We start from the raw sequence: 24,261 nt of genomic DNA, 5'->3' as shown, positions 1-24,261 counted from the left end.
GCAAGATCTGTGCACCTCGAGGCCTACGATGCGGTGGTGGGCAATGACGTCGACCTGCTGAAATACCCGGTGGTTTCCGCCGCGGTGGGTGTGGCGTCGGTTGTGGTGGGCGCTGCTGACGCTGCTTACCGCGTGGCGGAGAAACTGCCCGTTTTCGGGCCGTTGATGCGGCGGGGCGTGGCCGGCCTGTCGGAGCGGGGCAACAGCTGGGTGACCGAGAACGCAGAACAGTTCAGCGCCCTCGTCGGCAGGGTCGCCGCCCGTTCCGTGGATCTGGTTCTCGATGAGATCGATCTCAACGCGCTCGCGCGTGAGCGCCTGGACATCGACGCGCTCGCCGCTGATCTGGACGTCGACGCGGTGATCAACAGGGTCGACCTGATCGCCCTGGCCGACAGAGTGATCGAGGGTGTCGACCTCCCCGCGATCATTCGTGAGTCGACGAATTCGATGACCGCCGAGGTGATGTCCGACGTGCGCACGCAGGGCGAGCGTGCCGACGACCGTGTGGCGGGATTCGTCGACCGCATGCTGGGGCGTGACCGGGAACCGCGGTGATCTCATCGGAGCCGGAGGCGGAGCCCGACGCCGAGCGGCAGGCCGGGATCGTCACCCGAGGACTGGCCGCGATCATCGACCTGCTGGTGGTCCTGCTGATCATGGGCGCGCTGTACGCGGGTTTGGTCTTGGTGAGGCTCGTGTACTCGCCCGCGGGCTTCAGCCTGCCGTCGCCCAACGCCGTGTTCTCCACGGTGGCGACGTTCGCCGTCGCGGTGGTCTATCTGACGGGATGCTGGACGGTCTCGGGTTCCACCGCGGGTGCGGTGACGATGGGCCTGCGGGTGGTCGGGCGGCGCTCGCAGCGGGTGCGCACGCCGGTGGCATTACTGCGGGCAATCGGCTGCATTGTGTTCCCCATCGGGTTGCTGTGGGTCGTCATCGACCGGCGGCGAAGGTCGTTGCAGGACATCGTGTTCCGCACACAGGTCGTCTACTCGGGCCCAGCGTCCGGGTGACGACGGACTATTCTGCCGGCGGTCCGGACCAGCTGTCCTGGCGATGGGAAAGCAACTTCCAGTGAACCTGCATGACGGCGAAGAGGAACGCCGTGCTGATACCGAAAAGCAGCGCTCCGTTCACCGCTTCCAGTGCGCTCAACATATGGAACCGCGTCGGCAACGTCAGGCCCGGCAGTTCGAACGTCGTCATGGTGGCCAGGGAGTAAACGGACGCGTCGGTGAACGAGTCGAGCGCGCCGAGCCGCCAGTACGCCGCTGCCCACAACACGCCCTCCAGTCCGTGCAGGGCGACCAGGATCAGTGCAACAGCGCCGATACGGCCGATCACGGTGGGTATCACCCGCAGCGTTTCAGGCGGTGGCTTGTCGACGCGGATTCGGACCCGTGCTTCCAGTCCCAGGGTCATCAGCACCACCCCGCTCGTGTGAGTCGCGACGGTCAGCACGATGAGCGAAAGGCCCAGGCTCCAACTCGCGAGATCCACCCGTCTTCCCTACCACCGGCCGCATCGGCAGGCGACCACAACGACTGAAGTGCATTAGCGGTACAGGTGCCCGACATGGGGAGCATGCTGGATGCAGGCGGTCGGTGCGCTGCGAGTGGGAGGTACCCCAATGGGCGACTTCGGGATAGCCGGCCTTTGGCTGATTCTGGCGTTGGCCCTCATCGCCTCGATACTGATCGCGTTCGCCTGTGTGTGGCTGGCCGATCGCACGCTCCCGAAACCGGTGAGGGAAGGGCATAACGGGTCGTTGTCGCCGTTTCTGACCTGTGTCGGTCTCGTCTACGGCGCGCTGCTCGGGTTCACGATCGTGGTCGCGTGGGAGCAGTTCTCCTCGGCGGAGGCCAACGTGTCCAACGAGGCGTCCACTCTCACGACGATGTACCGGCAGACCGTCGGCATGCCGGTCGAAGAGCAGGCCCGAATGCGGCAACTGCTCCGCACATATACGCAGGCGGTCGAGGGTCCCGAATGGGAGAACGCGGTCCGCGGAGGCAGTGGAACCGAGGGCGCGCGAGACGCGCTGAACGAGATGTACCGGGTGCTCGGCAATGAGCAGTCGAGTGTCGCCTCGAGCCCGGTCAGCCAGAAGTTCCTCGATCAGCTGACCACGTTGGCGTCGGAGCGAAATCAGCGGATCCTGGACGCCAAACCGCGGATACCCGGCTTGCTGTGGACGGGGCTTCTTTTCGGCGGTGTCGTGCTGATTGCGCTCGGTGGGTTCATGCGGCTGGGAAGCGCACGCGGGCATCTGGGACTGCTCAGCGCGGTCGCCGTCCTGCTCGGCTTGCTGCTGTTCATCGTCTACTGGCTCGACCATCCGTTCGGGAACGAACTGGGCGTCACATCAGAACCGTTCCAGCAATCACTGAGCGTGTTCGACTCGATCGACAGTGGGACGTGAACCTCTCCTGCTACCTCTCGAGCAGCCGGTGATACAGCTCGAACGAGGCCTGCTCGACCCAGCCGTGCTTCAGTTTCCCGTCGGCCACGGTCCAGACTGCAGTGCCCGTCATCGCGACCGGCTTGCCGTTGGCATCGGTGCCGAGCACGCCGTTGTTGGTTCCCGTCAGCACCCACCGGGAGGACACCCGCGTGCCGTCCTCGTTCTGGAAGGCTTCGATGGTGTCGACGTGTAGGTCGTCGACGTGATCGAGAAACTGCTTGACCCAGTTCTCGATGTTGTCTTTGCCGGCGATCTCCTGGCCGCCCGCCTCGATGACGATGTCGTCGGCCACGAACCGGTCGACGGCACCGGGTTCATGGGCGTTCCAGACGTCGTCCCAGAACGCCTTGACAAGCTCCGTTGATCGCATGTCTGCACGATCCCACTCGTGAGCAACGCCCGCAGGCTTTCGAGCGCACGGCGTTTACGCGACGGTAAATGGGGTACCGTCTCGCCATATTTTGGAGGGAACACTGCGGCTCAGCGGAAGTCATAAGAGAAATGAGCAAGGTCATGACATTCGTTCGCAATTGCGTCAGGCAGCTGGGGACCACGTTGGCGGCGGCCCTGCTGCTCGTTGGTCTGGTCGGGCTCGCGGGGGGCACCGGCGCTTCGCACGCCTACTCGCGTCCGGGTCTTCCGGTCGAGACACTGATGGTCCCGTCGGCGGCGATGGGCCGCGACATCCCGGTGCGGTTCCAGGGCGGGGGGCCGCGGGCGGTGTACCTGCTCGACGGACTACGGGCCCGCGACGACAACAGCGGCTGGGACATCGAGACCGCCGCGTTCGAGTGGTACTACCAGTCCGGTGTCTCGGTGGTGATGCCGGTCGGCGGCATGTCGAGCTTCTACACCAACTGGCAGGCACCGGCGGTGGGTAACGGCACGACCTACAACTACCAGTGGGAGACGTTCCTGACCTCCGAGCTGCCGAACTATCTGGCGGCCAACAAGGGCATCTCGACAAGTGGCAACGCAGTGGTCGGGCTGTCGATGGCGGGCAGTTCGGCGCTGATCCTCGCGGCCTACTATCCCGGGCAGTTCGCCTATGCGGGGTCGCTGTCGGGCTTCCTGAACCTGTCGGCCGGCGTCTGGCCGACCCTGGTCGGCTTCGCGATGCGCGACTCCGGCGGCTTCGACCCGAATGCGATGTGGGGGCCCGGGGGCAGCCCGGCGTGGGTGCGTAACGATCCGACCGTCAACGTGGGGCGGCTGGCATCCAACGGCACCCGGCTGTGGATCTACTGCGGCAACGGCACGCCCACCGAAATCGGCGGCGCCAACCTGCCCGCGCAGCTGTTGGAGACCATCACCCTGGACAGCAACAAGAATTTCCAAGCGCAGTACCTGGCTGCCGGCGGCAACAACGCCGTGTTCAACTTCGGTGCCGGCACCCACGGCTGGGGATACTGGGGCTCGCAGCTGAACGCGATGAAGCCCGACATCCAGCGCACGCTCGGCGCGTGACGGTGCTAACGCCTGCGATATCCCGGGTTATCGAGCCTGGGCCGAGGCGGGCGGTTGTGTCGGTCCGGTGAAGGCTGGCGTCGGGCACCCGGGTCCGAACATCTCGACCCAGTTCCCGAAATACCAGAAGCCCCATTGCCGCAAGCCACCGTCGAGTGCGGGAGTGATCGTCTGGCCTCCGTATTGGAATGGTGGAGGCGGTGAGCCGTCGGGCGGCGGCGGCACGCACGGCGACGGCAGGGCCATCGGCTCGGATTCCGACGAGTCGGGTGTCTGCGGCCAGAACGGATCAGACCACGGCCATGGCGGCTGGGTGTCTGGCGGCTGCGGGGGATGTGGGCACCAGAGCGGGAAGCACGGATGGTCCGGGTCCGGAGGCGGCTTATCCGGGTCGGTCGGCGGAGCATCTGGCGGAGGACTCGGTGGGACGTCGGGCGCCGGAGGATCGGCTGCGCTGGTGATCGCGTTCGGGGGAGCAACCGCTGGAATCTGGGGAAGGTCGGGCGGAACGCCCGCACCCTGATCCGGAAGTGGACCGCTGGCCGCGCCCGACCCGGAATCGCTCGGCGGCGCCGCTCCTGAGTCGGTAGCGATATCGGGCGCCGGCATGGAGGGCGCGGGTTCGATCGTGATGGTCGGGAGAACCGGGTCTTGCTCGGCTGGCACGGAGGGCGGGGACGCGGCGGCGTTTACAGCCAACCCGCCCAGCCCGAAGAGCGTCAGCCCGACGGCGCCGGCGACGGCGGCGCCTGCCATCAAGTGCTTGGTTCTCATGGCGGGCTTCTGTCTCGATCGCCATGGATAGCGACCGTTCCTCGTGATTGTCGTCGACCGAGCAGACGAATTCCGACATTCGAAGAGTTTCGCCGTCGACTTATCGCGTCGCTCGCGATGTGCATCGCCCTGGTGATCGCCGGGCGCTCCTCCGCGATGGAGCCGACGTGTTGTCCCGGCGCAGCGAGGCGTGACGCGAGGGGTAGGTTCAAGGTTGCCCACGGCACACCTACGCGCCGCCATGTCAGAACCCGAACGTGTCGACTCGCCACCGTCAGCGCCGGCGGCTCAACCCGTCGGCAACATCGCGCTGCCGGCGGCCGGGACCAGCGCTGAGGACGTCTATGCGTGGTGGAAATCCCTCGACGGTCAGGACCGGGACCGGCTGATCGCCGAACACCCGCCGCGGCTCGGCAACCTCAACGGCATCCCGGCCGACGTGCGCGACAAGGTCAACACCGCGGTGCTGGCCGACGACCTCGCGCGCGTCGAGGACACTGCTCGTGATGGGGTCTCGGTGGGCGAGGTGTTGGAAGAGCCCGCGCGGCAGGGTCTTTCGAGCCGCGACGTGCTGCGGTATCGCAACGCCGAGCAAACTCGGCGGGGCCTGGCACAACACCGGGGCTCGGATCCCGGTAACCCGCGGCCGGTGCTGCTGTGGGCCTATGACCCGAGGGCGTTCATCGGGCAGGGCCGGGCCGCGATCGCGATCGGCAACCCCGATGAGGCGGACAACATCGCGGTGATCGTGCCCGGAGCGGGCCACAGCGTGGCGAGCGGATGGCTGGCAGCCGGGCACGACGCGGCGATCAATCTCTACGACCAGTCCTTCGTCGCGCAGCCCGACGAGGCGACGTCGGTGACCGCGTGGATGGGCTACGACACTCCGGACAGCTACACCGACCTGGGTATCGCGGCGCCGGTGCTGGCCCGGGTCGGGGGCGAACGGCTTGCCCGGGATGTCAATGGCCTGTGGGTGACGCACTCGGGCGCACCGCATGTGACGGTGATCGGGCATTCCTACGGGGCGACAACGGTCGCGGATGCGTTCGCGCGCAGCGGCATGCGTGCCAACGATGCGGCGCTGCTGGGTAGTCCCGGGACCGATCTGGCCCGCAACGCTGAGGACTTCCGGCTCGACGGCGGCGAAGTGTATGTCGGCGCGGCGTCGACGGATCCGATCAGCTGGATCGGCGTCTCGGGCAGTGTGCCGGACTTCCTCAACGACGTGCTCGGGCAACCGTTCGGCCCGGACGCGGGCCTGGGGGCTGATCCGGCCGGGGACGGGTTCGGGTCGATCCGTTTCCGGGCCGAGGCGATGGAAGCCGACGTTTTGGACCTCGACGACCATTCGCACTACTACGACCTGGGTGGGGAAGCGTTGCGGAGCCTGACCCACATCGTCACCGGCGACGGCGCTGCGCTTGCGCGGGAGGGCCTGATCGCCGAGGGCAGACGCCAACCGAGGCTCGCCACGCCGCGCGAGGTGAACCTGCCCGTGGTCGGGCGAATCCGACTGCCGCACATCGATACTCGGATTCCGGCGACGCCCGCCTACGTCGACCCGGAGGCGGCCCGTCGCCGCGCCATGCTCGTTGAGGAGGCACGACGGTGATTCCAACGCATCCGCTGTCCGACGCGGAGGCGACGGCCCAGGTGGTCGACGCGGCACGGGAGATGGTGCGGGCGGCCGGCCTGGCCGACGTCACCGGGGCGTTCAGGTTCGAATCGTGCAACGACCAGGGCGAGCCACCGTATCGCGGTCGGGTCGACATGAGCTTTTCGACGCCGGATGATCTTGCGCCGGAAGCCTTCTTCGAGCAGGTCGCCGCCACGATGGTGGCGCACGGATGGTCCGCGGGGCCGCCGCCGGGTAAGTGCCCCTTCGGCGTGGTCGTGCACACCGATGCGGTCATGGCGGTCATCGGCAGGGCTTGCGGGGCCGGCGCGCGGGGCGCTGTCCAACTGTGCGGGCAGTGCCGCAGCATTACCGACCACCGCGGTGACGGCGCGACCGGCATCGACGTGACGGGTCAGCTCAGCGGCGAGTGACGCTCGCCGGTGCTGGAGCTGAAGATCGCGCGTAGGTCGATCGGCAGATCGGCACCCCGCCAGCACAGCCGCGCCGAGCTTCTCCTGTGGTCAGGCCATCTCGGGCACGCGCAGGTGGGCGACGGCCAACTCGAAGTCGCACTGCTCGAGTACCTCGGCGTTTGCTTCCCGGCTGCCCGTGGCTTTGATCCTGTCCAAGTGGTCCTTGTTCCGCTCGATCGCTTCGGCGTTGTCGAAGGTCGCCGCGGTCACGCCACGACCGGACGCGCGGTCGACGAGCAGGCTGGCACTGCAGAATCCCTCGAGCTCCTCGAGGGCGGGCAGGATAGCCGTCTTGAAGAAATCGATGCCTGCGTCGAGTTGATCCGGATCGACCTTGACCCAGGTGGCTCGGACACAGGAACCCTCACCCGCGCGGTGCTCGCGGTGCATGGCAGCGATCTCCCATTGCTCGACCTGGGCGCCACCACCGAAAAGCTCGGCGGCCCGGTCACGAACCGCCCGAATGGACTCCTCGCTCGCGCGCATCGCCTCCTCGGATTCCCAGGAGCTGGTGGCAATGCAGCGGCCCGACGTTCGGTCAACCAACAAGGACAGGCCGATGCACCCGTCGATACTCTCGAGCGCGGGCATCACGCTATCGCGCATGTGCGCAATACCGGCGTCAATGGACGAGGGCTGCGCCTGGATGGTGGTGCTTCGTGCGTACATGTTCTGCCTCCGTTGCATGTGGGGCAGCGTCTCGACGGCGCCGCCGGACCACTTCATCGTCCTCCCACCGGCAAGCCATGGCAATGGGTGGCGGGTATTAACCTGCTGGCAATTCGGATTTGCTGAAACCCGCTGCGCGCCCGCGTAATACGTGCATAACAATGAAGGGTGACTAATGAGTTCTGCGGCCAACAGGTGGTGACGTCGCCGTGGAGTTCGACGAGATCGATGGTCATCCCGCCGCGGCACCAGCGTTGAGAAGGCGAACAGATTCCCGACGCGCATTATTTTGCTGTTGGCCCAGACGTAGGTGGCGACGTGGACGTGTTTGTCGGCAGTGATACGGGCCGGATGAACCGCCAGGTGCCGACCCCGGTGACGGCTACCGCCAGTAGTCCCCTGACAACGCGCTACTCGGCGCGCTACTCGGCGAGCAGATTCACAGCACGGGCGAAGACACCTGGCGCCGACGCCGCCGCCGGCACGACCCGCGAGCGAACCGACGGAAACGCCGTGGCGCGCAACAGTCCCGCGGTGAGCATCCGGTACCGGCGCGACATCCGCCGCCACCGTTGCTCGTAGTCGGCGGGCCGGTCCGCGGTGACGCAGTCCACCAGCAGTTCGGCGGCACCGAACGCGACACCCAGTCCTTCGCCGGTCAGCGCGTCGACGTAGCCGGCGGCGTCACCGACCAACAGCACTCGCCCAGCGACCCGCTGCCGCACTCGTTGGCGCAACGGCCCGGCGGCCAACTCGGGCGCGTGAGCATGCGGGTCAACGCGTTCCCCCAGTGCGGGAAACGATTCGAGGTGGTGGTCGAACCCGCCTCGCCTCGCGGTGAGGATCGCGACACCGACGCAGTCGTCGGCGACCGGGGTGACATATGCCTCGCCGATGTCGGACCAGTACACCTCGACGCACTCGCTCCACGGCGCCACCGCATAATGCCGGCGGATGCCCCACCGCCGAGGTCCCGACGCATCGACCGCCAGCCCGAGCGAGGCGCGGATCGGTGAGTGCAGCCCGTCCGCGGCGACAAGGTACCGGGCTCGAAACCCGTTGACGCGCACAGACTCTGCGTCCTGCCAAACGGCGCCGACGTCGCCGCTCTCGATGCGCACTCCGGCCCTCGACGCCGCCTCCCACAACGCCTCGTGCAACACCGTCCGACGGACGCCGCGCCCTGGCCCGCTGCGGAACCGCCCGGTGACGCGGCGCCGCCCGTCCAGATAGGTGATCCCCACAAACGGCCGACCCCCCGGATCGATGCCCAGCCCGCCCAACTGACGCACTGTGTGCGGCATCAACCCTTCGCCGCACGCCTTGTCGACCGGGGCGGCCCGCCGCTCGACGACCACCACCTCGAGCCCGGCGCGGGCGCCGTGGATGGCGGTGGCCAGCCCCGCCGGTCCGCCGCCCGCCACCAACAGGTCGATCACCGAAGCCCGCTCAGTGCGGCGTTCTCGACCCGGATCCGCGTCCGCAGCAGGACCGCATTGAGCACCGTGAACACCGCCGCGGTGAGCCAGGCGGTGTGCACCAGCGGCAGCGTCAACCCTTCCACGACGACCGCGACGTAATTCGGGTGCGCGACAAATCGATACGGCCCTCGGGTGACCCGCGCTGCGTCCGGGATCACGACGACGCGGGTGTTCCACTGCCGACCGAGCGTGGCGATGCACCACCACCGCAGCGCCTGGGCGGCGAGCACGGCCGCGAACATCGGCCAGCCCAACGCGGGCACGAACGGTCGGAACGACGCTTCCACCAGGCAACCCGCCAGCAGCCCGGTGTGCAGCGCGACCATGGCAGGATAGTGGCCGGCTCCGGACTCCACGCCGCCGTGCTCCCGGCTCCATGACAGATTGCGTTGTGACACAACGAGTTCGGCGAGCCGTTCGGCGGCCACCACGGCGATGAGCAACGCATACCAGACCATGGTCAGTGCCAGCGCAGCAGCACCAGCTCGGCGCAGAAGCCGGGACCCATCGCCATCATCAGCCCCGGCGTGCCTGCGGGCGGCGGCTTGGCGCGGGCGTCGCGAAGCACGTGCAGCACTGACGATGACGACAGGTTGCCGATCTCGGCGAGCGAGCGCCACGACAATTCGAGTGCGTCGTCGTCGAGGTCCAGCGCGGCCGCGATCGCCTCGAGCACCTTCGGCCCGCCGGGGTGCGACACCCACGAGCCGATGTCGGCGACGGTCAGGTCGTGATCGGCGAGGAAGCCGGTGACGTCATCGGCGAAGTAGCGCTCGATCAGGTCGGGCAGATCGGGCGAGAGCACGAGCTGGAAGCCCGAGGCGCCGACGTCCCACCCCATCGTGTCCAGCGAGTCGGGGTAGAGCCGGCTGCGCGATGCCACCACATCCGGTCCGTCCGCCCGAATCCGTTGTGCACGAGACGAACCCACCGAGATGACCGCGGCCGCACCGTCGCCGAACAGTGCGCTGCCGACCAGGCTGGCCATCGTCGGTTGCGCCGCCGGGAACATCAGCGAGCACAGCTCGACCGACACCAGCGCGGCGACGTCGTCGGGATGGCCGAGCAGGTAGTCATGTAGGCGCGCCACACCGGCCGCGCCGGCCACGCAGCCCAAACCGAAGATCGGCATCCGCCGCACGTCCGGCCGCAGCCCGAGTCGCCCGGCGATGCGCGCGTCCAGCGACGGCACGGCCACGCCGGTCACCGTCGTCGTCACGACCAGGTCTACGTCGCCGGGTAGCAACCCGGCGTCCTCGAGCGCGCCCGACAGCGCTTGGCACCCGAGGTCGACGGCATGCTCGACATACAGGTCGTTGGTTTGGCCGAAGTCGCCGAGCGTCAGGTAGTCGTCCATCGGCAGGATGAGGTGGCGGCTGTCGACCTTGGCGCTCGCGTGCAGTGCGCGCACGACGGTCTCGTGCCCCGCGAAGGCCGGGACTTCGACGAGCCGGTCGGTGATCTCCTGCTGGCTGTGCCGGTGCGGCGGCAGCGCTCCGTGCACTCCGGCGATGACGCTCATAGTGCTCACTTTCTAGGCACGGGTGCTGGGACCACTTGGTTCAATGACGGGCTCGGTCGCGGCTTCGTGATGGTCGCTAGGACCGAGGCGGCGGTGCAGCGCGGCCAGCCAGCCGGGCGCCCACCAGTTCCATCCGCCCATCAGGTGCATGAAGGCGGGCACCAGCACCATCCGCACCAGCGTCGCGTCGACCAGGACGGCCAGCGCCAACCCCAGGCCGAACAGCTTCAGCACCGACACGCTGGAAGCGATCAGCGCAGCGAATGAGATCGACATGATGAGCGCGGCGGCGGTGATGACCCGACCGGTGTGGGCGATGCCCAGCGCGACGCTTTCGTCGTTGTCGGCCCGCGTCTTCCCCGATTGCAGCCAATACTCGCGGATCCGGGAGACGAGAAAGACCTCGTAATCCATCGACAGGCCGAACGCGATGCAGAACAGCAGCACCGGAATATTGGCGACCAGCGTGCCGGTCGGGGTGGTGCCCAGCGCGCCGAGGTGGCCGTCCTGGAAGATCCACACCATCGCGCCGAACGCGGCTGTCAGCGAAAGAATGTTGAGCACATGCGCTTTCAGCGGAACGACGATGCTGCCGCTCAGCAGGAACAGCAGGGCCAGCATGATGACCGCGATGAGGCCCAGCACCAGCGGCAACCGTGCGGTGATGGCGTCGACGCTGTCGCTGTTGGTGGCGGCGGTGCCGGTCAGCAGGACGTCGCGGCCGGCGGGTGAGGGCACCGCGTCGAGGCGGTCGAGTTGGGCTTCGGAAGCGTCGGAGAACAGCGGGGCGGTGCTGTCGACGGTGAGGAACGTGCTGCCCTCGGCCTGGCCGGTGGGCGCCGAGGGCGGGCCGACGAGGCGCCCGCCGACGAACGTCCCGAGGGGCGCGGACACCGCCGAGACGTCGGGCACCTGGGACAGCGCGGCGGCGTAGGCGGTGAGGTCGTCGCCGGTGACGCCGACTGCGTCGGGCAGCACGACGGTCACCGCGGTGTCGGTGTTGGTGGCGAAGTCCTCGCGCAACTGATCGCCGACCTGGTGCGCGGAGGCAGTCTTGGGAAGGACGCGGTCGTCGGGCAGTCCCGGTCGCACGCCGAGAAACGGCAAGCCGAGCACGATCAGCAGCACGACACCGGCCAGGCCGAGCGGAATGGCCCGGCGCATGACGAATGTGGCGCACCGGTACCAGAACCATTGCTCGACGGGTCGCGGCTCCGGTTCTGGTCGGCTGAGGATACGGCGGGCCAGTCGGCGGACGTCCAGCGCGTCGATGCGGGGGCCGAGCAACACCAGCGCGGCAGGCGTGACCACCAGGGCGGCGGCCGCACCGAACGCGACGGTGGCCACACCGGCGTAGGCGAATGACTTGAGGAAGTTCATGGGGAACAGCACCAACACCGACATCGACAGCGCGACGGTCGTCGCGGAAAACACGACAGTGCGGCCGGCGGTCGCCATGGTGCGGGTGAGCGCGACGTCCAGGGGTGCGCCCTCGGCCAACTCATCGCGGTAGCGGCTGATCATCAGCAGCGTGTAGTCGATGGCCAGGGCGAGGCCCATCGCGGTGGTGAGGTTCAGCGCGAAGATCGACACGTCGGCGCCGAAGGAGACGATCCGCAGGACGGCGAGCGCGCCGAGAATCGCCATGATGCCGACGGCGACCGGCAGCGCGGCGGCCAGCAGTCCGCCGAACACCCACACCAGAACCAGGAAGCTCAGCGGGATCGCCAACGATTCCATCAGCAGCAGGTCGTGTTGGGATTGGGCGGTGAGCTGCACGTTGACCATAGCGACCCCACCCGCGCGGACGGTGACGCCGTCGCGGTCGAGCTGGTCGGTCAGCTCCTCGGCGTGCCGCTGCTGGGCGGCCTCATCGCCGACGATGCCCGCGACGATCAGACCCGAGGAGCGGTCCTTGCTGGTGAGTTCGGCGGCGGCGGGGGGAGGCACGGTCCACGGGGAGGTGACGTTCGCGACGTGCGGGGAACGGCGCAGTCCGTCGACGATGTCGAGGCCCGCGGCTCGGGCGGCGGGGCTGTCGACGCCGTCGGGCGACGAGACGGTGATGAGCAACTGCACGTCGCCCTGGTCGAACTTGTCGGTCAGGAGCTGGGTGGCGCGCGACGAGTTGGAGCCGGGATCGGAGAACCCGCTGGGCGAGAGCTTGTTGGCGACGGGGACACCGAAGACCCCGAGCACGATCGTCAGCAGCGCCGCGACCGCGATGACCGTGCGCGGCGCGCGAAGGGCAAGTCGGGCGATCCGGTGCAGCAGGTCGGTCCTCCGATCCCGTGGTGCGGCGACGAAGCTCTCTCTGTATTTACGGTGCGGTAAGCGAGCGGGTTCAAGTGGTCGCACCCGGCAGTCACACATTCATCACCCGCGCAGCTGTTTGCGGCGGATCGAAGCTATTGAACTGGGCGGAGCACCACGATTCCAGGAACCGTCCGTAGGTGGTCGCGGGGCGGACTGTCGGCCACCTTGTTATCTGCGGTCAGCGAGGACGCGTTGCGCCGGACAGGGCCGTCAGGTCTGCCCGCTTTCGGAAAGGCATCCGCTGCTCTGAACTGCGGTGCGACGTTTCCGCCACTGTACGACTTGGGCGCGCGGCCCCGCGTCGTGCACCCGACACGTCGCATAGGTACTTGAGGTCTCGGGAGTGGATGCGGGACACTCGTTGAAGGTCTAGATCCGGCCGCAGTAATAGTCACATCACCGCCGGGATGAACGCTTTGAAATCCAGCCGTATCCAGGCCATCGCATGGCACTCCGCGAGTCGCACGTCGGCGATTCTGTTGATCACGATCATGTCCACGCTCGTGGCGTGTTCACAGCCGAGTAAGCCGTCAACCCCGCAGACGCTGACCACGGCCGGCCCCACGACCCCGTCGAAAGCCGCACACCCCGAGCGGGTACTACCGCCACGCACTCCCACGCGGCCGCGGCTGGCATCGAACCCCGCCCGACTGGCCGACGATCTCGTCTTCGACGAGCGAGCGGTGCGCAACCCGTCGTCGTCGCAGTCGGCATTGACGGCGGCAGCGCGTCGCCAGCAAGTGGCCTATCGTGCCCTCGGGCGACATCCCGAGTGGGACCCGATCGTCCGACCGCGAATCCCACCGTGGCTCCGCGAGACCTACGATCGCAACGTCGACGCGCGTCGTCAGTTCACCGCGATGAGCAAGGGCCGGGCGCACGCCACGTTGCCCGCATGGCGCATCCATCCGCCGGCGCCGATCGACGAGCTGCTCGGCTACTACCGCAAAGCCGAATCGGCCTCCGGCGTCGGCTGGAACTATCTGGCGGCCATCAACCTGGTGGAGACCGCCTTCGGGCGCATCGCCGGCGTCAGCACCGCTGGGGCGCGAGGACCCATGCAGTTCATGCCCTCGACCTTCGCGGCCTACGGCGGGGGCGGTGACATCGACTCGCCGCACGACAGCGTCATGGCGGCCGGCCGCTACCTTGCCGCCAACGGCTTTGCCCGCGACCGCGATTACGCCCTCTACCGGTACAACAACTCAAGTCAGTACGTGCGCGCCGTCAACCACTACGCAGCGGTGATCGCCGCCAGTCCCGCTGCGTTCGCCGGGTGCTACTGGTGGGACGTCTACTACAACTCGACTGCCGGCGATGTACTCCTGCCCATCGGCTACTCCGCGACCTCACCGATTCCCGTCGCGGACTACTTGGCGAGCCATCCTCAGTAAGCCGCTATCGGAGGCCGGCCTCGATGTCTGCGACGATGGTCGATGCCTCAGGACCGCAGATCGTGTGGAGGTCGACGGGTCCAGCGGCCAGTAGGTCGTCGACGCGGTTCTTGAGGTCATCTGAGGCGAGGTGAGCGTAGAGATTTGCGCCTGGGCATGAGGTGTCGGGGCTGACGTCGCGATGCCCTGCCAGGGTGTCGGTCGGAATGTCGAATAGTTGAGCGGCCCAGGCGAATGCGATTGCGGCGCCGTTGAGCTGCTGCTCTGTCACGTCTTCGTCGTCGAAGTTTCCTTCGCAGACGACGAGGAAGTGGCCGGTGGGGTCGTAGTTCGTCGCGGTGTCGCCCACGAGTTCGGGCCTTCTCAGCTCGTAGATGTTGCCGTCGCGGTCGACGCTGAGGTGGTAGGCGATATCGATCCAGCCCTGCGTGTCTTGGTGATAGTGCTGGTGTTGGCGGAGTCGAGCCGGCGAGTTGCTGTTATCGCCGAGGTGCACCGCGGTGTGGTGAATCGTCATGCGGACGGGGTCGTGGGGAATCCCGCCGGCGTAGGGCGGATTGGCGCCCCAAGCGTCTCGACACAACACGACGCGGGATGCCGGAGTCACCGCGGGTGGTGCAGCCGGGGGTTGGCTAAATGAGGTCGGACGGGCAGCGGATTCCCTCGAGCAGGCAGCGACGGCCGCCAGCCCGGCCGTGCCGGCCAGCTGCAGCAGCCGGCGCCGGTTGAGCACCGAGCGGCCGTCGTCCCGGAGCGGCGGGGATGGGTCCATGACAGCCACGGTAGGCCGCCGAAAGGCTGCGCCCCCTGCGAGCGATAAAGTCGCCCGCTGGGTCGCTAGGGTTACCGACATGGTTTCCGGCCTTGCCACGCACGTCCCGGGCAAGGCAAAGTTGCTGCTCGGCGCTTACGACCTTGCGGACCTGGGCTATACCGCGGACGAGTTTTTCGTATCAGGGTCAGCTTCCTCCTACGCCCCGGTCGGTGCGGCTGACTACACCACTCGAATCGTCGTCTTGAAGCCATCGGAGGGCACGAAGTTCAACGGAACCGTCATTGTCGAGTGGCTCAATGTCAGCGGTGGCATCGACGCTCCGACCATCTGGTTCATGGCGCATCGCGAATTGATTCGCGAGGGCTACGCCTACGTCGCGGTCTCGGCGCAACAAGTCGGGATCGAGGGCGGTGCCAGTCTCGGGTTCGACATGCCGTTGAAGAAGCAGGATCCCGATCGGTATCGGCCGCTGAGCCACCCTGGAGACGCCTTCTCGTACGGCATCTTCTCCCAGATCGGTCGGCTGGTCCGTGAGGCGGCGGAAACTGATGTTCTCGATGGGCTGAAGCCGCAATTCGTTGTCGCCGTGGGCGAGTCGCAGTCGGCCATGTTTCTGACCACCTACGTCAACGCCGTCGATCCGCTGGTCAGAATCTACGACGGCTTCTTGATTCATTCCCGGTTCGGACCCGCCGCACCGCTGGACGGCGGCTCCATCTTCGCGGAACCGGACGAATCCGCGCCTCAAGCCGTCAAGTTTCGTCCCGATCTGCGCGTGCCCCTGTTGACGGTACTCACCGAAACCGACGTTATCGGCGGCGTACGGCCGGGCTATCGCTTGGCCAGGCAGCCCGACACCGATCTATTGCGGGCATGGGAGATTCCCGGCAGCGCACATGCCGACAACTACACCATTCAGGTGGGCCGCATCGACACCGGTTTCGCCCCGCTGGACGAACTCGTCGCCGCGTATGCGCCAACCAAAACGCTGATGGGCCAACAATTGCCGCATCACATCAACTTCGCCCCCCAGCACCATTACGTCCTGCAGGCTGCGATCGCCGGTCTACACGGCTGGATACGCACCGGCGTTGCTCCGGCGAAAGCTGCGCCCCTCGAGTTGGACGACGGCGACCCGCCGCTGCTGGTGCTCGACGATAACGGTCTCGCCAAGGGTGGGGTGCGCACCCCCTGGGTGGACGTGCCGATCGCCCGAACATCGGGCGTCGGCACGGGCGAGAGCCCGCTGTCCCATCTGTTCGGGTCCGGCGAGCCGTTCGATGCCGCCACCGTCGCCCGGCTCTATCCTGGAGGGGCGGCGGAGTACCTCGACCGCTTCACCGAGTCACTGGATCAGGCGATTCAGTCGGGCTTCCTGCTGTCAGCGGATCGCCGGGAGATCCTCGACCTCGCCGCGGCCACCTATCCTCGCGGTTAATTACAGCCAAAGCCGTCAGCAGAGAGGAAATCCAGCGATGATCCGAACCCGTGCCGAAGCAGCGCAGTACCTCAAGCATGCGGGAGGCTTGAAGCTGGTCGTTTTCGGAGCCGATGGGCGCGAGGTCGCCGCGATGTTCGTGCAAGGTTCGGTGACATACGACGCGGAGGAAGCCACCTTCATCGCGGTCGCCGAGGACGGCCGCACGGTCGGGGAACTATTCGTGAATGACACCGTCGGCTACGACGAGAACATAGACGCCTTCGTCATCCGTGCCGCGCAGTAGTGAACTAGCGGGCCCTTGAATAGATCTCGGCCAGGAACTGTTCGACGGCGATGGCGGCGTGGGCGGCGCGGGCCGAGCCCAGCATGTCGAATGCGTGCTGGGTGAACGGCAATTCGGCGTACACAACCGACTGGGCGCTGACGTCGCGTAGCCGGTTCACGAAGGCGCGCGCCTGTTCGACGGGAACCAGCGAGTCGTTGCGGCCGTGCAGCACGAAAAACGGGGGAGCATTGTCCGATACGTGGTTGACCGGCGACGCGTCGGCATACGACTGCGGGTTGGTGGCGTGCGGTTGCTTGATCACCATCCGCTCGAGCAGCTCCGGCATCGACGGGTGCATCGCGTCCTCGAGGCGGGTGAAGTCGAAGACCCCGTAGAACGGCACGGCGGCCTGCACGCGGGTGTCGGCGTCCTCGAAGCCCGGCTGAAACCGAGGGTCGTTGGGTGTCAGCGCCGCCAGCGAGGACAGGTGCCCGCCGGCCGATCCGCCGGTGATGGCGATGAAGTCAGGGTCTCCGCCGTACTCGGCGATGTGGGCCTTGACCCAGGTCAGCGCGCGCTTGACGTCGATGATGTGGTCGGGCCAGGTGTTGCGGGGGCTGTGCCGGTAGTTGACGGCCACGCAGATCCAGCCGAGCTCGGCGAGGTGGCTCATCAGCGGATATGCTTGTCCGCGTTTGTTTCCCGTCGTCCACGCCCCGCCCGGGATCTGAAACAGCACCGGCGCCTTGCCGTTGAGGTCGAGATCGGGGCGCCGCCAGATGTCGAGGTGGTTGGCGCTGCCGTAGGGGCCGTAGCTGATGTCGGCGTCGTGGGTGTAATCGCGGTAGATCCGCAGCATCCGAAGGGATCCCGGTGTCTTGGCGGTGCCGCCGCCGGCCGGGCGGCGCCACAGGCCGGTCGAGTCGGTGCGGCGCTGGGGGCCGAGGCCGCTGTCCAACGCTGCCATCAGCGGGACATCGGCCTTGTGCCCGGCGCGGCTGAAGTTCAGCAGACCCAGCGCCGACAGTCCGGCGACCAGCCAGGCGATGGTGCGCACCGGCCGGGTCAGGCGCCGCGCGGTCAACGCCAGGCCGCCGACCTGGCTGGCCAGCGTCTGCAGCGGCAACTCGGTGACCACCAGACCGAACACCCACGACCACATCGACGGGTAGCCCTCCCGCGCCAGCGGGCGGTATCCATTCAGCGTGGTCGCGGCGCTCAGCGCTGCCGCCGCCAGCGCCGCCACCTGCCGGGCGATGTGGATGAATCGCGCTCGTCCCATCCGGCCACCTTACGAGGCGACGACACCGATTGCAGCAGTGACGGATTCACTACATACTGACGAGGCCGGACTGCCGCACAGCTTCGTCGACGAAGTCCTGGACCGGCCGCGACCGGAAGAACCCGGTGTGGGCGCCCGGGTACCAGACGATCTGAGGTCGGCCCCAGTGGTCCCACAGGCGCATGACCTGATCGTGAGGGTGTACCAGGCGGTCGGCGACCCCGGCGTAGATGAAGCGGCCCGACATCGGTACGCGCGGCGTCAACGAGAGCGGCGAGAGCATCCGGCCGAGGGGCTGGGCCAGCGCCAAGGTCTGACGGCGAGGGTCGTCCTCGCGCAGACCGCCGTGGCGCCGGAGGACCTCGACCAGGTTGGCCACCGGGACGCCCAGCACCGCGCACGTCAGGCCGTCCTCGACGCTGGCGACCAGCGAGGTGATGTAGCCGCCGAGGGACATGCCGTTCAGGGCGATCGGGGTGTCGGGATCCTGGGTGCGTATCCATGAGATCAGCCGCCGAATATCCCACACCGCCTGAGCCGCGGCATGGACGTCGTCGAGCACATCCTGGCCCGGGAACGCCGCGCCCTTGTGCCTGCGGGGCCCGTGCAGGGGAAGCACCGGCAGTGCCACGTTCAGGCCGAGGTCTTCGTGCAGATGCCGGGCGCGAAAGAGCCTCAGGTCAACCGACCCGCGGCCCATCAAGGCACCGTGCACACACACCACCCAGGGCCGCGGTTCGCGGTGTCGCAACACCAAGGCATGCTCGCGGGCGTTCGCGGTGTAGCCCAACCAGCGGTCGAGGCCCGGTTCACCCGGACGCGGTGCGTAGCCGCTGTCGAAGACCATGCGGTGCAAACGCTGTCCGCGCACCGTCATTGGTGCGATGAAGACGTCGGTCAGCGGCGGCGGGACGGCGAAGAACCCTTCCGGCTTCTCCAGCCATCCCTGCTGCGCGTAGAACTCGAGCGCCGCGCGGACCTCGCGGTCGATTCGCTCGCCCGCGTGTGCGTCGCCGAGCGGCAGAAACATCCGGTAGCCGAGCAGGACCAGCTCGTCGTGGAACACCTGCCTGGCGACGGCGATGGTCGGCCGCGCGACCGGCAGCCCATCCACGTGGTGATCGGGGTGATCGAGCCCGGTCTGGTTCAGATACTGGCGGGCCCGCACGAAGGGGGTGACCACGTCCCTGGGGCCGGCCAGTCTTCGCGCGCGGCCATTGCTGCTCTCGGGTGAGGCCATCACGAGACGTTAGCGCGGGGCCAGTCCAGCTCCGAAGGGACCTAGGTCCACACAATGAGAGTCCGTTGCCTGGCGAATGAGCGCGACGCCGGGGCTTATGTTCGGGCTGCACGTCGCTTGCATCGGCGCTGGAGCACACTGGAGTGGGACCTCATGAGCGACAGAGATTTCGACAACACAGAACTCGCCAAGTGGGATCCGGGCTTCGTCGAGTTGGCCGGAAAAGTGGTCGGACCGTTCGCCAAAATTTGGTACCGAGCGGAGGTACGGGGTCTGGAGTCGCTCCCGCCCGCCGGCGGCGCGATGGTGGTGTGCAACCACTCCGGCGGTGTGTTGACCCCTGATGTGATCGTCCTGGCCCCAGCCTTCTACGAGAAGTTGGGCTATGACCGCCCGCTCTACACCCTCGCCCACTATGGCCTGTTCGTCCCACCGCTCGCGAACTCTCTGCGCCGCCTGGGCGTCATACACGCCAGCCGGGAGAACGCCGCCAAGGCGCTGCACTCCGGTGCGGTTGTGCTGGTGTTCCCGGGCGGGGACTACGACTCGTTCCGGCCCACGTTCGCCGCGAACGTCGTCGACTTCCACGGGCGGAAGGGATACGTGCGGGTGGCCATCGAAGCCGGCGTGCCGATCGTGCCTGCGGTGTCGATCGGGGCCCAGGAGACTCAGCTGTTCCTCACGCGGGGTGCCAGGCTGGCGAAGCGACTGGGTCTCAAGCGGCTGCGGATGGAGATCATGCCGCTTACGTTCGGCTTCCCCTTCGGCTTGACGTCGACGATCCCGGCCAATTTTCCGCTGCCGTCGAAGATCGTGACCGAGGTGCTGGAGCCGATCGACATCGCGGCTCAGTTCGGGGACGACCCAGACGTCGACGAGGTCGACGCCCACGTGCGCGGGGTGATGCAGAATGCGCTCGACCGGCTGGCGCAACAGCGGCGGTTCCCGATCCTTGGCTAGCCCGCGGATGGGCAAGTAGGTCGATCACCAGGGTAGAGAGTGTCATGCTCATGCAATGGTGAGCGTTCCGGAGACGAGGTATGCGCGCGACGGCGACGTCCATCTCGCGTATCAGGTCGTCGGGGATCACGGGCCCGACTTGATGTTCGTGCCCACCGCCACGTTCCCGATCGATCTGTTGTGGGACGAGCCGGTGGTCGCCGGGTTGTTGCGCCGGATGGCCTCCTTCGGCCGGTTGATTCTGACGGACCTTCTCGGGGCCGGGAGTTCCGACGCGGTACCGATCAACGACCGCCCTGCGATGCAGTCGTGGACCGACGGGCTCGCGGCCGTGCTGGACGACGTCGGCAGTGACTGCGCGGCGGTCTTCGCGATGTCGGAGTCGGCGCTCCCCGCGATGCTGCTGAGTGCGACCCACCCGCGGTGCATTCGCTCACTCGTGTTGTGGAGCCCGTTCGCCCGCTACGTTCGTGGCAGCGACCAGGGTTTCGGCATACCCGAGCCGGTTCTCACCAGATATCTCGACGTTTTCCGGGACACGGTCGGGACCGGTGCGGACATCGACCTGCTGGCACCGAGTTGGGCCGGCGACGCCGCCAAACGGCGCTGGTGGGCCCGTGGTGAGCGCCTTTCCGGCGGACCCGGTTACTTCAGAGCGCTCCTGGACCTCTTCCTGCACACCGACATCGGACCGGTGTTGGACAGCATCCAATCGCCAACGCTTGTCCTGCACCGCCGCGGGGATCGCCACGTCGTCGGTGACCATGTCCGGAATGTCGCCGCCAGGATTCCGCATGCTCGGCTCGTCGAGTTGGACGGCGACGATCACGTGTGGTTCGCCGGCGACGCCGACCGGGTGCTCGACGAGATCGAATCGTTTCTCACCGGCAGCCGCCGGGCGGCGCCCACCAATCGGGTGCTGTCGACCGTGCTGTTCACCGACATTGTCGGCTCGACCGAACGCGCCGCGATGTTGGGCGACGAGGCCTGGTCGACTATCCTCGACGCCCACGACCGCATCGTCGAGCGGCAGGTGACCGCCAACCGCGGTGTCGTCGTCAAGTTCACCGGGGACGGCGCCCTGGCCACCTTCGACGGCCCGGCACGGGCTATCGATTGCGCCTGCGCGATTCGCGACGCGGTGGACGGCCTCGGGCTGAGCATCCGCGCCGGCCTGCACACCGGTGAGGTGGAAATGGTCGACGGTGATGTGCATGGCATCGCCGTGCACATCGCTGCGCGGATCATGGCGCTCGCGGCGCCCGGCGAGGTTCTGGTGTCGGGCGGGATCCCCCCGCTGGTGCTCGGGTCGAGGATCGTGTTCGACAGCCGAGGTAGCCATGACCTGAAGGGCGTGCCGCACCGGTGGCCGGTCTACGCGGTGCGCGACCCGGGCGGCTAAGCGACGGGATGAGGGGCGAGCGTCTCGACGTTGCAGCGTGTGGCTCCGACGAGAGGTGCGTGCCATGTCTGTTCCAGCGGGGTTTCACAGCGGGGAGCTGGCCGTGCAACGGCGGGCCGGAGTCGAAGCCGACGCTGCCCGGTTGAGCGGGATGGTGGACCGAGGCGAGCTGCGCGGTGGTGTCACCGCGGTGCTGGCTCGCGCATCCTTCGCCGCGGTCACTGCACGCGACCGCGACGGTCGGTTGTGGATCTCCCCGGTGACTGGACCGCCGGGTTTCCTTGCGGCGACTACGCCGACGCGCCTGTCTCTGAAAACCGCGTTGTCCGCCGAAGATCCGTTGCGCGGACTGGACGCGGGTCAGCCCATCGGAATCGTCGTCATGGAGTTCGCCGCCAAGCGCCGGGTGCGCATCAACGGGACCTTGGCGGCCGCTGACGGTGCCACGCTGGATGTCGATGTCGTCCAGGCGTATGGCAACTGCCCGCAGTACATCCGGCCGCGTCGTTTTCGTCACGAAAACAGCGACATTGCAGGAACTTCCGATAGCCGGCGCGGGAGCGGCATCGCCGCCGAGGATATAGCGCTGATCCGCGGCGCTGACACGTTCTTCCTCGGCACCACGCACCCCGAGCGCGGTAACGACGCATCGCATCGCGGTGGTCCCGTAGGCTTCGTCGACGCCGAAGACACGACAGTTAAATGGCCGGACTATCCGGGCAACAACATGTTCAACAGTTTCGGAAACCTCGCGGTCGACCCCAGCGCCGCTCTCTTGTTCGTCGACTTCCGCGGCGGGCGCGTGCTGCAACTGTCGGGCAATGCGCGCGTCGAGTGGACCACTGCAGCCGACGGGGCCGACACGGCCCGCCGCGTCCGTTTCGCGGTCGAGCAAGTGGTCTCGAGACAGTTTGCCGGATTGCGGGAAGCGCCATAGTTGGGGTCAGCGCGCCGCTGCCATGTACTACCACGAGGGTGTTCCCGGGCTGCCAACGCCATGCTGCCCACTGTTCTCGACGAGACTTACTCAGGGCTGTCGCTGCTACCTACGCCGACTACCTATGCCGACGCCGCCGACGACGAGGTAGCCCTACACGAGTTCAATGCCCGGCACCTGCGGGGAAGTTTGGACTTCGACGAAATCGGTAAGTCTTCCGACGCCAGGTCATACGAAACGGATCGGAGTGACCATGATCGTGCTCGGTGTCATCCTTCTCATAATCGGGTACTTCACAAGCCTCTCGATTCTTTACACCATCGGCGGAATCCTCGTGGTGATCGGTATCGTGCTGTGGATCCTCGGTGCCGTCGGTCGGCCGGTAGGCGGTCGAAAAGTCTGGTTCTAGACGTCCCACTGGGCGAACAACGCCTCTAGCCAAGGGCATCTTCGACGAGGTCATAGAACACCGTCGACGGTGATGTATCGCGAGGGCACCTTGGTGAGTGGTGGTGGCTTCAGTCTTGGGTGAACCGCCCGTCGATGCGGCGCCACAGCTTGTCGGGATTGCCATCAGCGATTGCGCTGGGCAGCAACGACTTCGGCATGTCCTGTAGGTGACGGGCCGCAGGAAGCGTTCGAGGCGCGGGTGCCGACCGACGTGCTGCGCCAGTCGGAGGTGGCGGGGTAGGGGCCGCCGTGGACCACGGGTTCCGGCCAGTTCTGCTACAACCCCGGCCTCGTCATCGCCATCGACAGCCCCTCATGATGAGCGATCCGACGAACGCCTTGCCCAGGTCCGCCCCGCGGGCGGTGAGGGCGCCGTCGAGGAGGAAGACCGGGTTGACGGAGCTCATCTCGGCGAAAACCGGAATTGGCTCGGGTCGCCCCGCCGCGGCGCGGACGAGAGCGATTCCGCCGGAACGGGATCCGGTGAAGCCGAGCGGGCGCTAAATCGATTGCAGGAGGCCCGGCTCGACCTGACTGACACCGCCGGGTCCTGTGGGCCCCTCACGTACGATGTACGACTGGATTGTGGTGCCGTCCCGTATGGCGGACCGCCAGTCGTTGAGTCAGATCTCGTGAGGCCGGTGGCGCGAGGGAGCAGGGTCAGGGCCGATGCGCCGATCGTCACCGAATGCCTCGGTCGCGCAATGCGTGCCGCCTCGGGATGGGGACTAGGTCGAGTAGAAGTCGGAGTCCCGGCCACGCGTCGCGGTCAGAGCGGATCGCAGTGGACTCCGTAATACCTTCTGGGGCCAGGACGATTGAGAAAATTCTCGCGGATCTCCCAGATCTGTGGGTCATTGAGTTGTGAATACCAATCGTCGGAGTGGTTCCCCGATTGCGGCGGGCAGCGAGGCACGACTTGGCTCAGGCTTGTGAGACCGTCCGCGTCGACATCATGAGAGCGTTACTGACATGGTCGGGAAGAGGGTCGACGCGCTGGGAATGTGGTCGGCGGTCACGACAGTCGCGATGCCTGAGCAGGCAAACCACACGAATTTTGCAGTGCGACAACCCTGTTGAGCCGATGACGACGGGGGCTTGATTCCGTTGAGTGGCTTAGTTGTTGGTGGGTGGTGGTTGGGGTTGGAAGGGTTCGTACCACCACCAGTCGGCGCGTTCGCCGGTGGGTCCGGGACAGGGTGGCACCGCGGGCGGGGGCTGGGTGGGTGGGCGTGCCAGTGATCCGGGGCTCAGGGTTCGGCCGGCGTGGTCGAGCACGGTGATGTCGGGTGCGGGTCCGCGGATGGTGATGATGCCGCGGTGGT

The 24,261-nt window shown here is 67.2% G+C and carries 23 protein-coding genes and 3 pseudogenes; 13 read left to right on the top strand and 13 right to left on the bottom strand.

Translation table 11 applies throughout. The features are described 5' to 3' along the window. Positions 1–36 precede the first annotated feature (36 nt). Together ABGB19_RS25460 and ABGB19_RS25455 are read left to right on the top strand one after the other, a co-directional pair. Entirely contained in the window at positions 37–558 is a 522-nt protein-coding gene (locus ABGB19_RS25460) for a hypothetical protein (protein ID WP_347688778.1), read from the top strand. Next, complete coding sequence (locus ABGB19_RS25455; RefSeq protein WP_347688777.1) at positions 555–1,016, top strand: RDD family protein; 462 nt, start codon at positions 555–557, stop codon at positions 1,014–1,016. The genes ABGB19_RS25460 and ABGB19_RS25455 overlap by 4 nt, the downstream gene beginning before the upstream one ends. Before the next feature lie 7 nt (positions 1,017–1,023). Here ABGB19_RS25455 and ABGB19_RS25450 read toward each other — a convergent pair whose 3' ends face one another. After that, the gene (locus tag ABGB19_RS25450) at positions 1,024–1,503 is read right to left on the bottom strand and encodes a hypothetical protein (RefSeq protein ID WP_347688776.1); all 480 of its coding nucleotides are present in this window, start codon (positions 1,501–1,503) and stop codon (positions 1,024–1,026) included. 130 nt (positions 1,504–1,633) lie between these two features. Here ABGB19_RS25450 and ABGB19_RS25445 point away from each other — a divergent pair, with 130 nt between their 5' ends. Further along, a complete protein-coding gene (locus ABGB19_RS25445; protein ID WP_347688775.1) occupies positions 1,634–2,425 on the top strand; it encodes a DUF4239 domain-containing protein in 792 nt (263 codons plus the stop codon). A 10-nt stretch (positions 2,426–2,435) separates the two neighbouring features. Here the strand turns inward: ABGB19_RS25445 and ABGB19_RS25440 are convergent, their stop codons facing one another. Then, positions 2,436–2,837 carry an ester cyclase gene (locus ABGB19_RS25440; protein ID WP_347688774.1) on the bottom strand — a complete coding sequence of 134 codons (402 nt, stop codon included), beginning with the start codon at positions 2,835–2,837 and terminating at the stop codon, positions 2,436–2,438. A gap of 143 nt (positions 2,838–2,980) precedes the next feature. On the opposite strand from ABGB19_RS25440, the gene ABGB19_RS25435 reads away from it, so the two are divergent. From ABGB19_RS25435 to ABGB19_RS25425, 3 genes are all read left to right on the top strand, one after another. Further along, on the top strand, positions 2,981–3,934 hold the full coding sequence (locus tag ABGB19_RS25435) for an alpha/beta hydrolase family protein (protein ID WP_347688773.1): 954 nt from the start codon (positions 2,981–2,983) through the stop codon (positions 3,932–3,934). Positions 3,935–4,949: 1,015 nt separating this feature from the next. Beyond that, positions 4,950–6,323: an alpha/beta hydrolase gene (locus ABGB19_RS25430; RefSeq protein ID WP_347688772.1), complete on the top strand. Its 1,374-nt coding sequence runs from the start codon at positions 4,950–4,952 to the stop codon at positions 6,321–6,323. Next, positions 6,320–6,760 carry a hypothetical protein gene (locus tag ABGB19_RS25425; protein WP_347688771.1) on the top strand — a complete coding sequence of 147 codons (441 nt, stop codon included), beginning with the start codon at positions 6,320–6,322 and terminating at the stop codon, positions 6,758–6,760. Before ABGB19_RS25430 ends, ABGB19_RS25425 begins: the two co-directional genes overlap by 4 nt. A gap of 90 nt (positions 6,761–6,850) precedes the next feature. Here ABGB19_RS25425 and ABGB19_RS25420 read toward each other — a convergent pair whose 3' ends face one another. From ABGB19_RS25420 to ABGB19_RS25395, 6 genes and pseudogenes are all read right to left on the bottom strand, one after another. Next, positions 6,851–7,471 carry an antibiotic biosynthesis monooxygenase gene (locus tag ABGB19_RS25420; RefSeq protein ID WP_347688839.1) on the bottom strand — a complete coding sequence of 207 codons (621 nt, stop codon included), beginning with the start codon at positions 7,469–7,471 and terminating at the stop codon, positions 6,851–6,853. Between the two features lie 422 nt (positions 7,472–7,893). Beyond that, on the bottom strand, positions 7,894–8,910 hold the full coding sequence (locus ABGB19_RS25415) for an NAD(P)/FAD-dependent oxidoreductase (RefSeq protein WP_347688770.1): 1,017 nt from the start codon (positions 8,908–8,910) through the stop codon (positions 7,894–7,896). Next, complete coding sequence (locus tag ABGB19_RS25410) at positions 8,907–9,410, bottom strand: isoprenylcysteine carboxyl methyltransferase family protein (protein ID WP_347688769.1); 504 nt, start codon at positions 9,408–9,410, stop codon at positions 8,907–8,909. The genes ABGB19_RS25415 and ABGB19_RS25410 overlap by 4 nt, the downstream gene beginning before the upstream one ends. A 2-nt stretch (positions 9,411–9,412) precedes the next feature. Beyond that, on the bottom strand, positions 9,413–10,474 hold the full coding sequence (locus ABGB19_RS25405; protein WP_347688768.1) for a 3-oxoacyl-[acyl-carrier-protein] synthase III C-terminal domain-containing protein: 1,062 nt from the start codon (positions 10,472–10,474) through the stop codon (positions 9,413–9,415). 12 nt (positions 10,475–10,486) lie between these two features. Next, on the bottom strand, positions 10,487–12,748 hold the full coding sequence (locus ABGB19_RS25400) for an MMPL family transporter (protein ID WP_347688838.1): 2,262 nt from the start codon (positions 12,746–12,748) through the stop codon (positions 10,487–10,489). Between the two features lie 134 nt (positions 12,749–12,882). Further along, positions 12,883–13,005 (bottom strand): annotated as a pseudogene (locus ABGB19_RS25395) (DUF1460 domain-containing protein); the annotation flags it as partial. A 276-nt stretch (positions 13,006–13,281) separates the two neighbouring features. Here ABGB19_RS25395 and ABGB19_RS25390 point away from each other — a divergent pair. Beyond that, a complete protein-coding gene (locus ABGB19_RS25390) occupies positions 13,282–14,184 on the top strand; it encodes a lytic murein transglycosylase (RefSeq protein ID WP_347688767.1) in 903 nt (300 codons plus the stop codon). Between the two features lie 4 nt (positions 14,185–14,188). On the opposite strand, the gene ABGB19_RS25385 is transcribed toward ABGB19_RS25390, so the two are convergent. Beyond that, positions 14,189–14,956 (bottom strand): peptidoglycan recognition family protein, encoded by a 768-nt coding sequence (locus ABGB19_RS25385; RefSeq protein WP_347688766.1) that lies wholly within the window; start codon positions 14,954–14,956, stop codon positions 14,189–14,191. Positions 14,957–15,035: 79 nt separating this feature from the next. On the opposite strand from ABGB19_RS25385, the gene ABGB19_RS25380 reads away from it, so the two are divergent. Then, a complete protein-coding gene (locus ABGB19_RS25380; RefSeq protein WP_347688765.1) occupies positions 15,036–16,397 on the top strand; it encodes an alpha/beta hydrolase domain-containing protein in 1,362 nt (453 codons plus the stop codon). 37 nt (positions 16,398–16,434) lie between these two features. Next, complete coding sequence (locus ABGB19_RS25375; protein WP_347688764.1) at positions 16,435–16,683, top strand: hypothetical protein; 249 nt, start codon at positions 16,435–16,437, stop codon at positions 16,681–16,683. Positions 16,684–16,687: 4 nt separating this feature from the next. Here ABGB19_RS25375 and ABGB19_RS25370 read toward each other — a convergent pair whose 3' ends face one another. Both ABGB19_RS25370 and ABGB19_RS25365 read right to left on the bottom strand, forming a co-directional pair. Then, positions 16,688–17,947, bottom strand: coding sequence for an alpha/beta hydrolase (locus ABGB19_RS25370; RefSeq protein WP_347688763.1), 1,260 nt, complete (start codon positions 17,945–17,947; stop codon positions 16,688–16,690). A gap of 49 nt (positions 17,948–17,996) precedes the next feature. Next, a complete protein-coding gene (locus tag ABGB19_RS25365) occupies positions 17,997–19,187 on the bottom strand; it encodes a hypothetical protein (RefSeq protein WP_347688762.1) in 1,191 nt (396 codons plus the stop codon). Positions 19,188–19,340: 153 nt separating this feature from the next. Between ABGB19_RS25365 and ABGB19_RS25360 the strand changes: the two genes are divergently transcribed. The 4 genes from ABGB19_RS25360 (at position 19,341) to ABGB19_RS25345 (ending at position 22,895) form a co-directional block, all read left to right on the top strand. After that, positions 19,341–20,147: a lysophospholipid acyltransferase family protein gene (locus ABGB19_RS25360; protein WP_347688761.1), complete on the top strand. Its 807-nt coding sequence runs from the start codon at positions 19,341–19,343 to the stop codon at positions 20,145–20,147. Positions 20,148–20,202: 55 nt separating this feature from the next. Continuing rightward, on the top strand, positions 20,203–21,549 hold the full coding sequence (locus ABGB19_RS25355; RefSeq protein WP_347688760.1) for an adenylate/guanylate cyclase domain-containing protein: 1,347 nt from the start codon (positions 20,203–20,205) through the stop codon (positions 21,547–21,549). A gap of 151 nt (positions 21,550–21,700) precedes the next feature. Then, positions 21,701–22,486, top strand: coding sequence for a pyridoxamine 5'-phosphate oxidase family protein (locus ABGB19_RS25350; protein ID WP_347688837.1), 786 nt, complete (start codon positions 21,701–21,703; stop codon positions 22,484–22,486). Between the two features lie 247 nt (positions 22,487–22,733). Beyond that, the gene (locus tag ABGB19_RS25345; protein WP_347688845.1) at positions 22,734–22,895 is read left to right on the top strand and encodes a hypothetical protein; all 162 of its coding nucleotides are present in this window, start codon (positions 22,734–22,736) and stop codon (positions 22,893–22,895) included. Between the two features lie 109 nt (positions 22,896–23,004). On the opposite strand, the pseudogene ABGB19_RS25340 reads toward ABGB19_RS25345, so the two are convergent. Together ABGB19_RS25340 and ABGB19_RS25335 are read right to left on the bottom strand one after the other, a co-directional pair. Beyond that, a pseudogene (locus tag ABGB19_RS25340) lies at positions 23,005–23,430 on the bottom strand (hypothetical protein); the annotation flags it as partial. 622 nt (positions 23,431–24,052) lie between these two features. After that, a pseudogene (locus tag ABGB19_RS25335) lies at positions 24,053–24,261 on the bottom strand (hypothetical protein); the annotation flags it as partial.

Origin of the sequence: Mycobacterium sp. B14F4 (genome assembly GCF_039871645.1) — a bacterium.
Classification (GTDB): domain Bacteria; phylum Actinomycetota; class Actinomycetes; order Mycobacteriales; family Mycobacteriaceae; genus Mycobacterium.
Note: the sequence above shows the minus strand (reverse complement) of the source record. Positions and strands in the feature narration are given on the sequence as shown.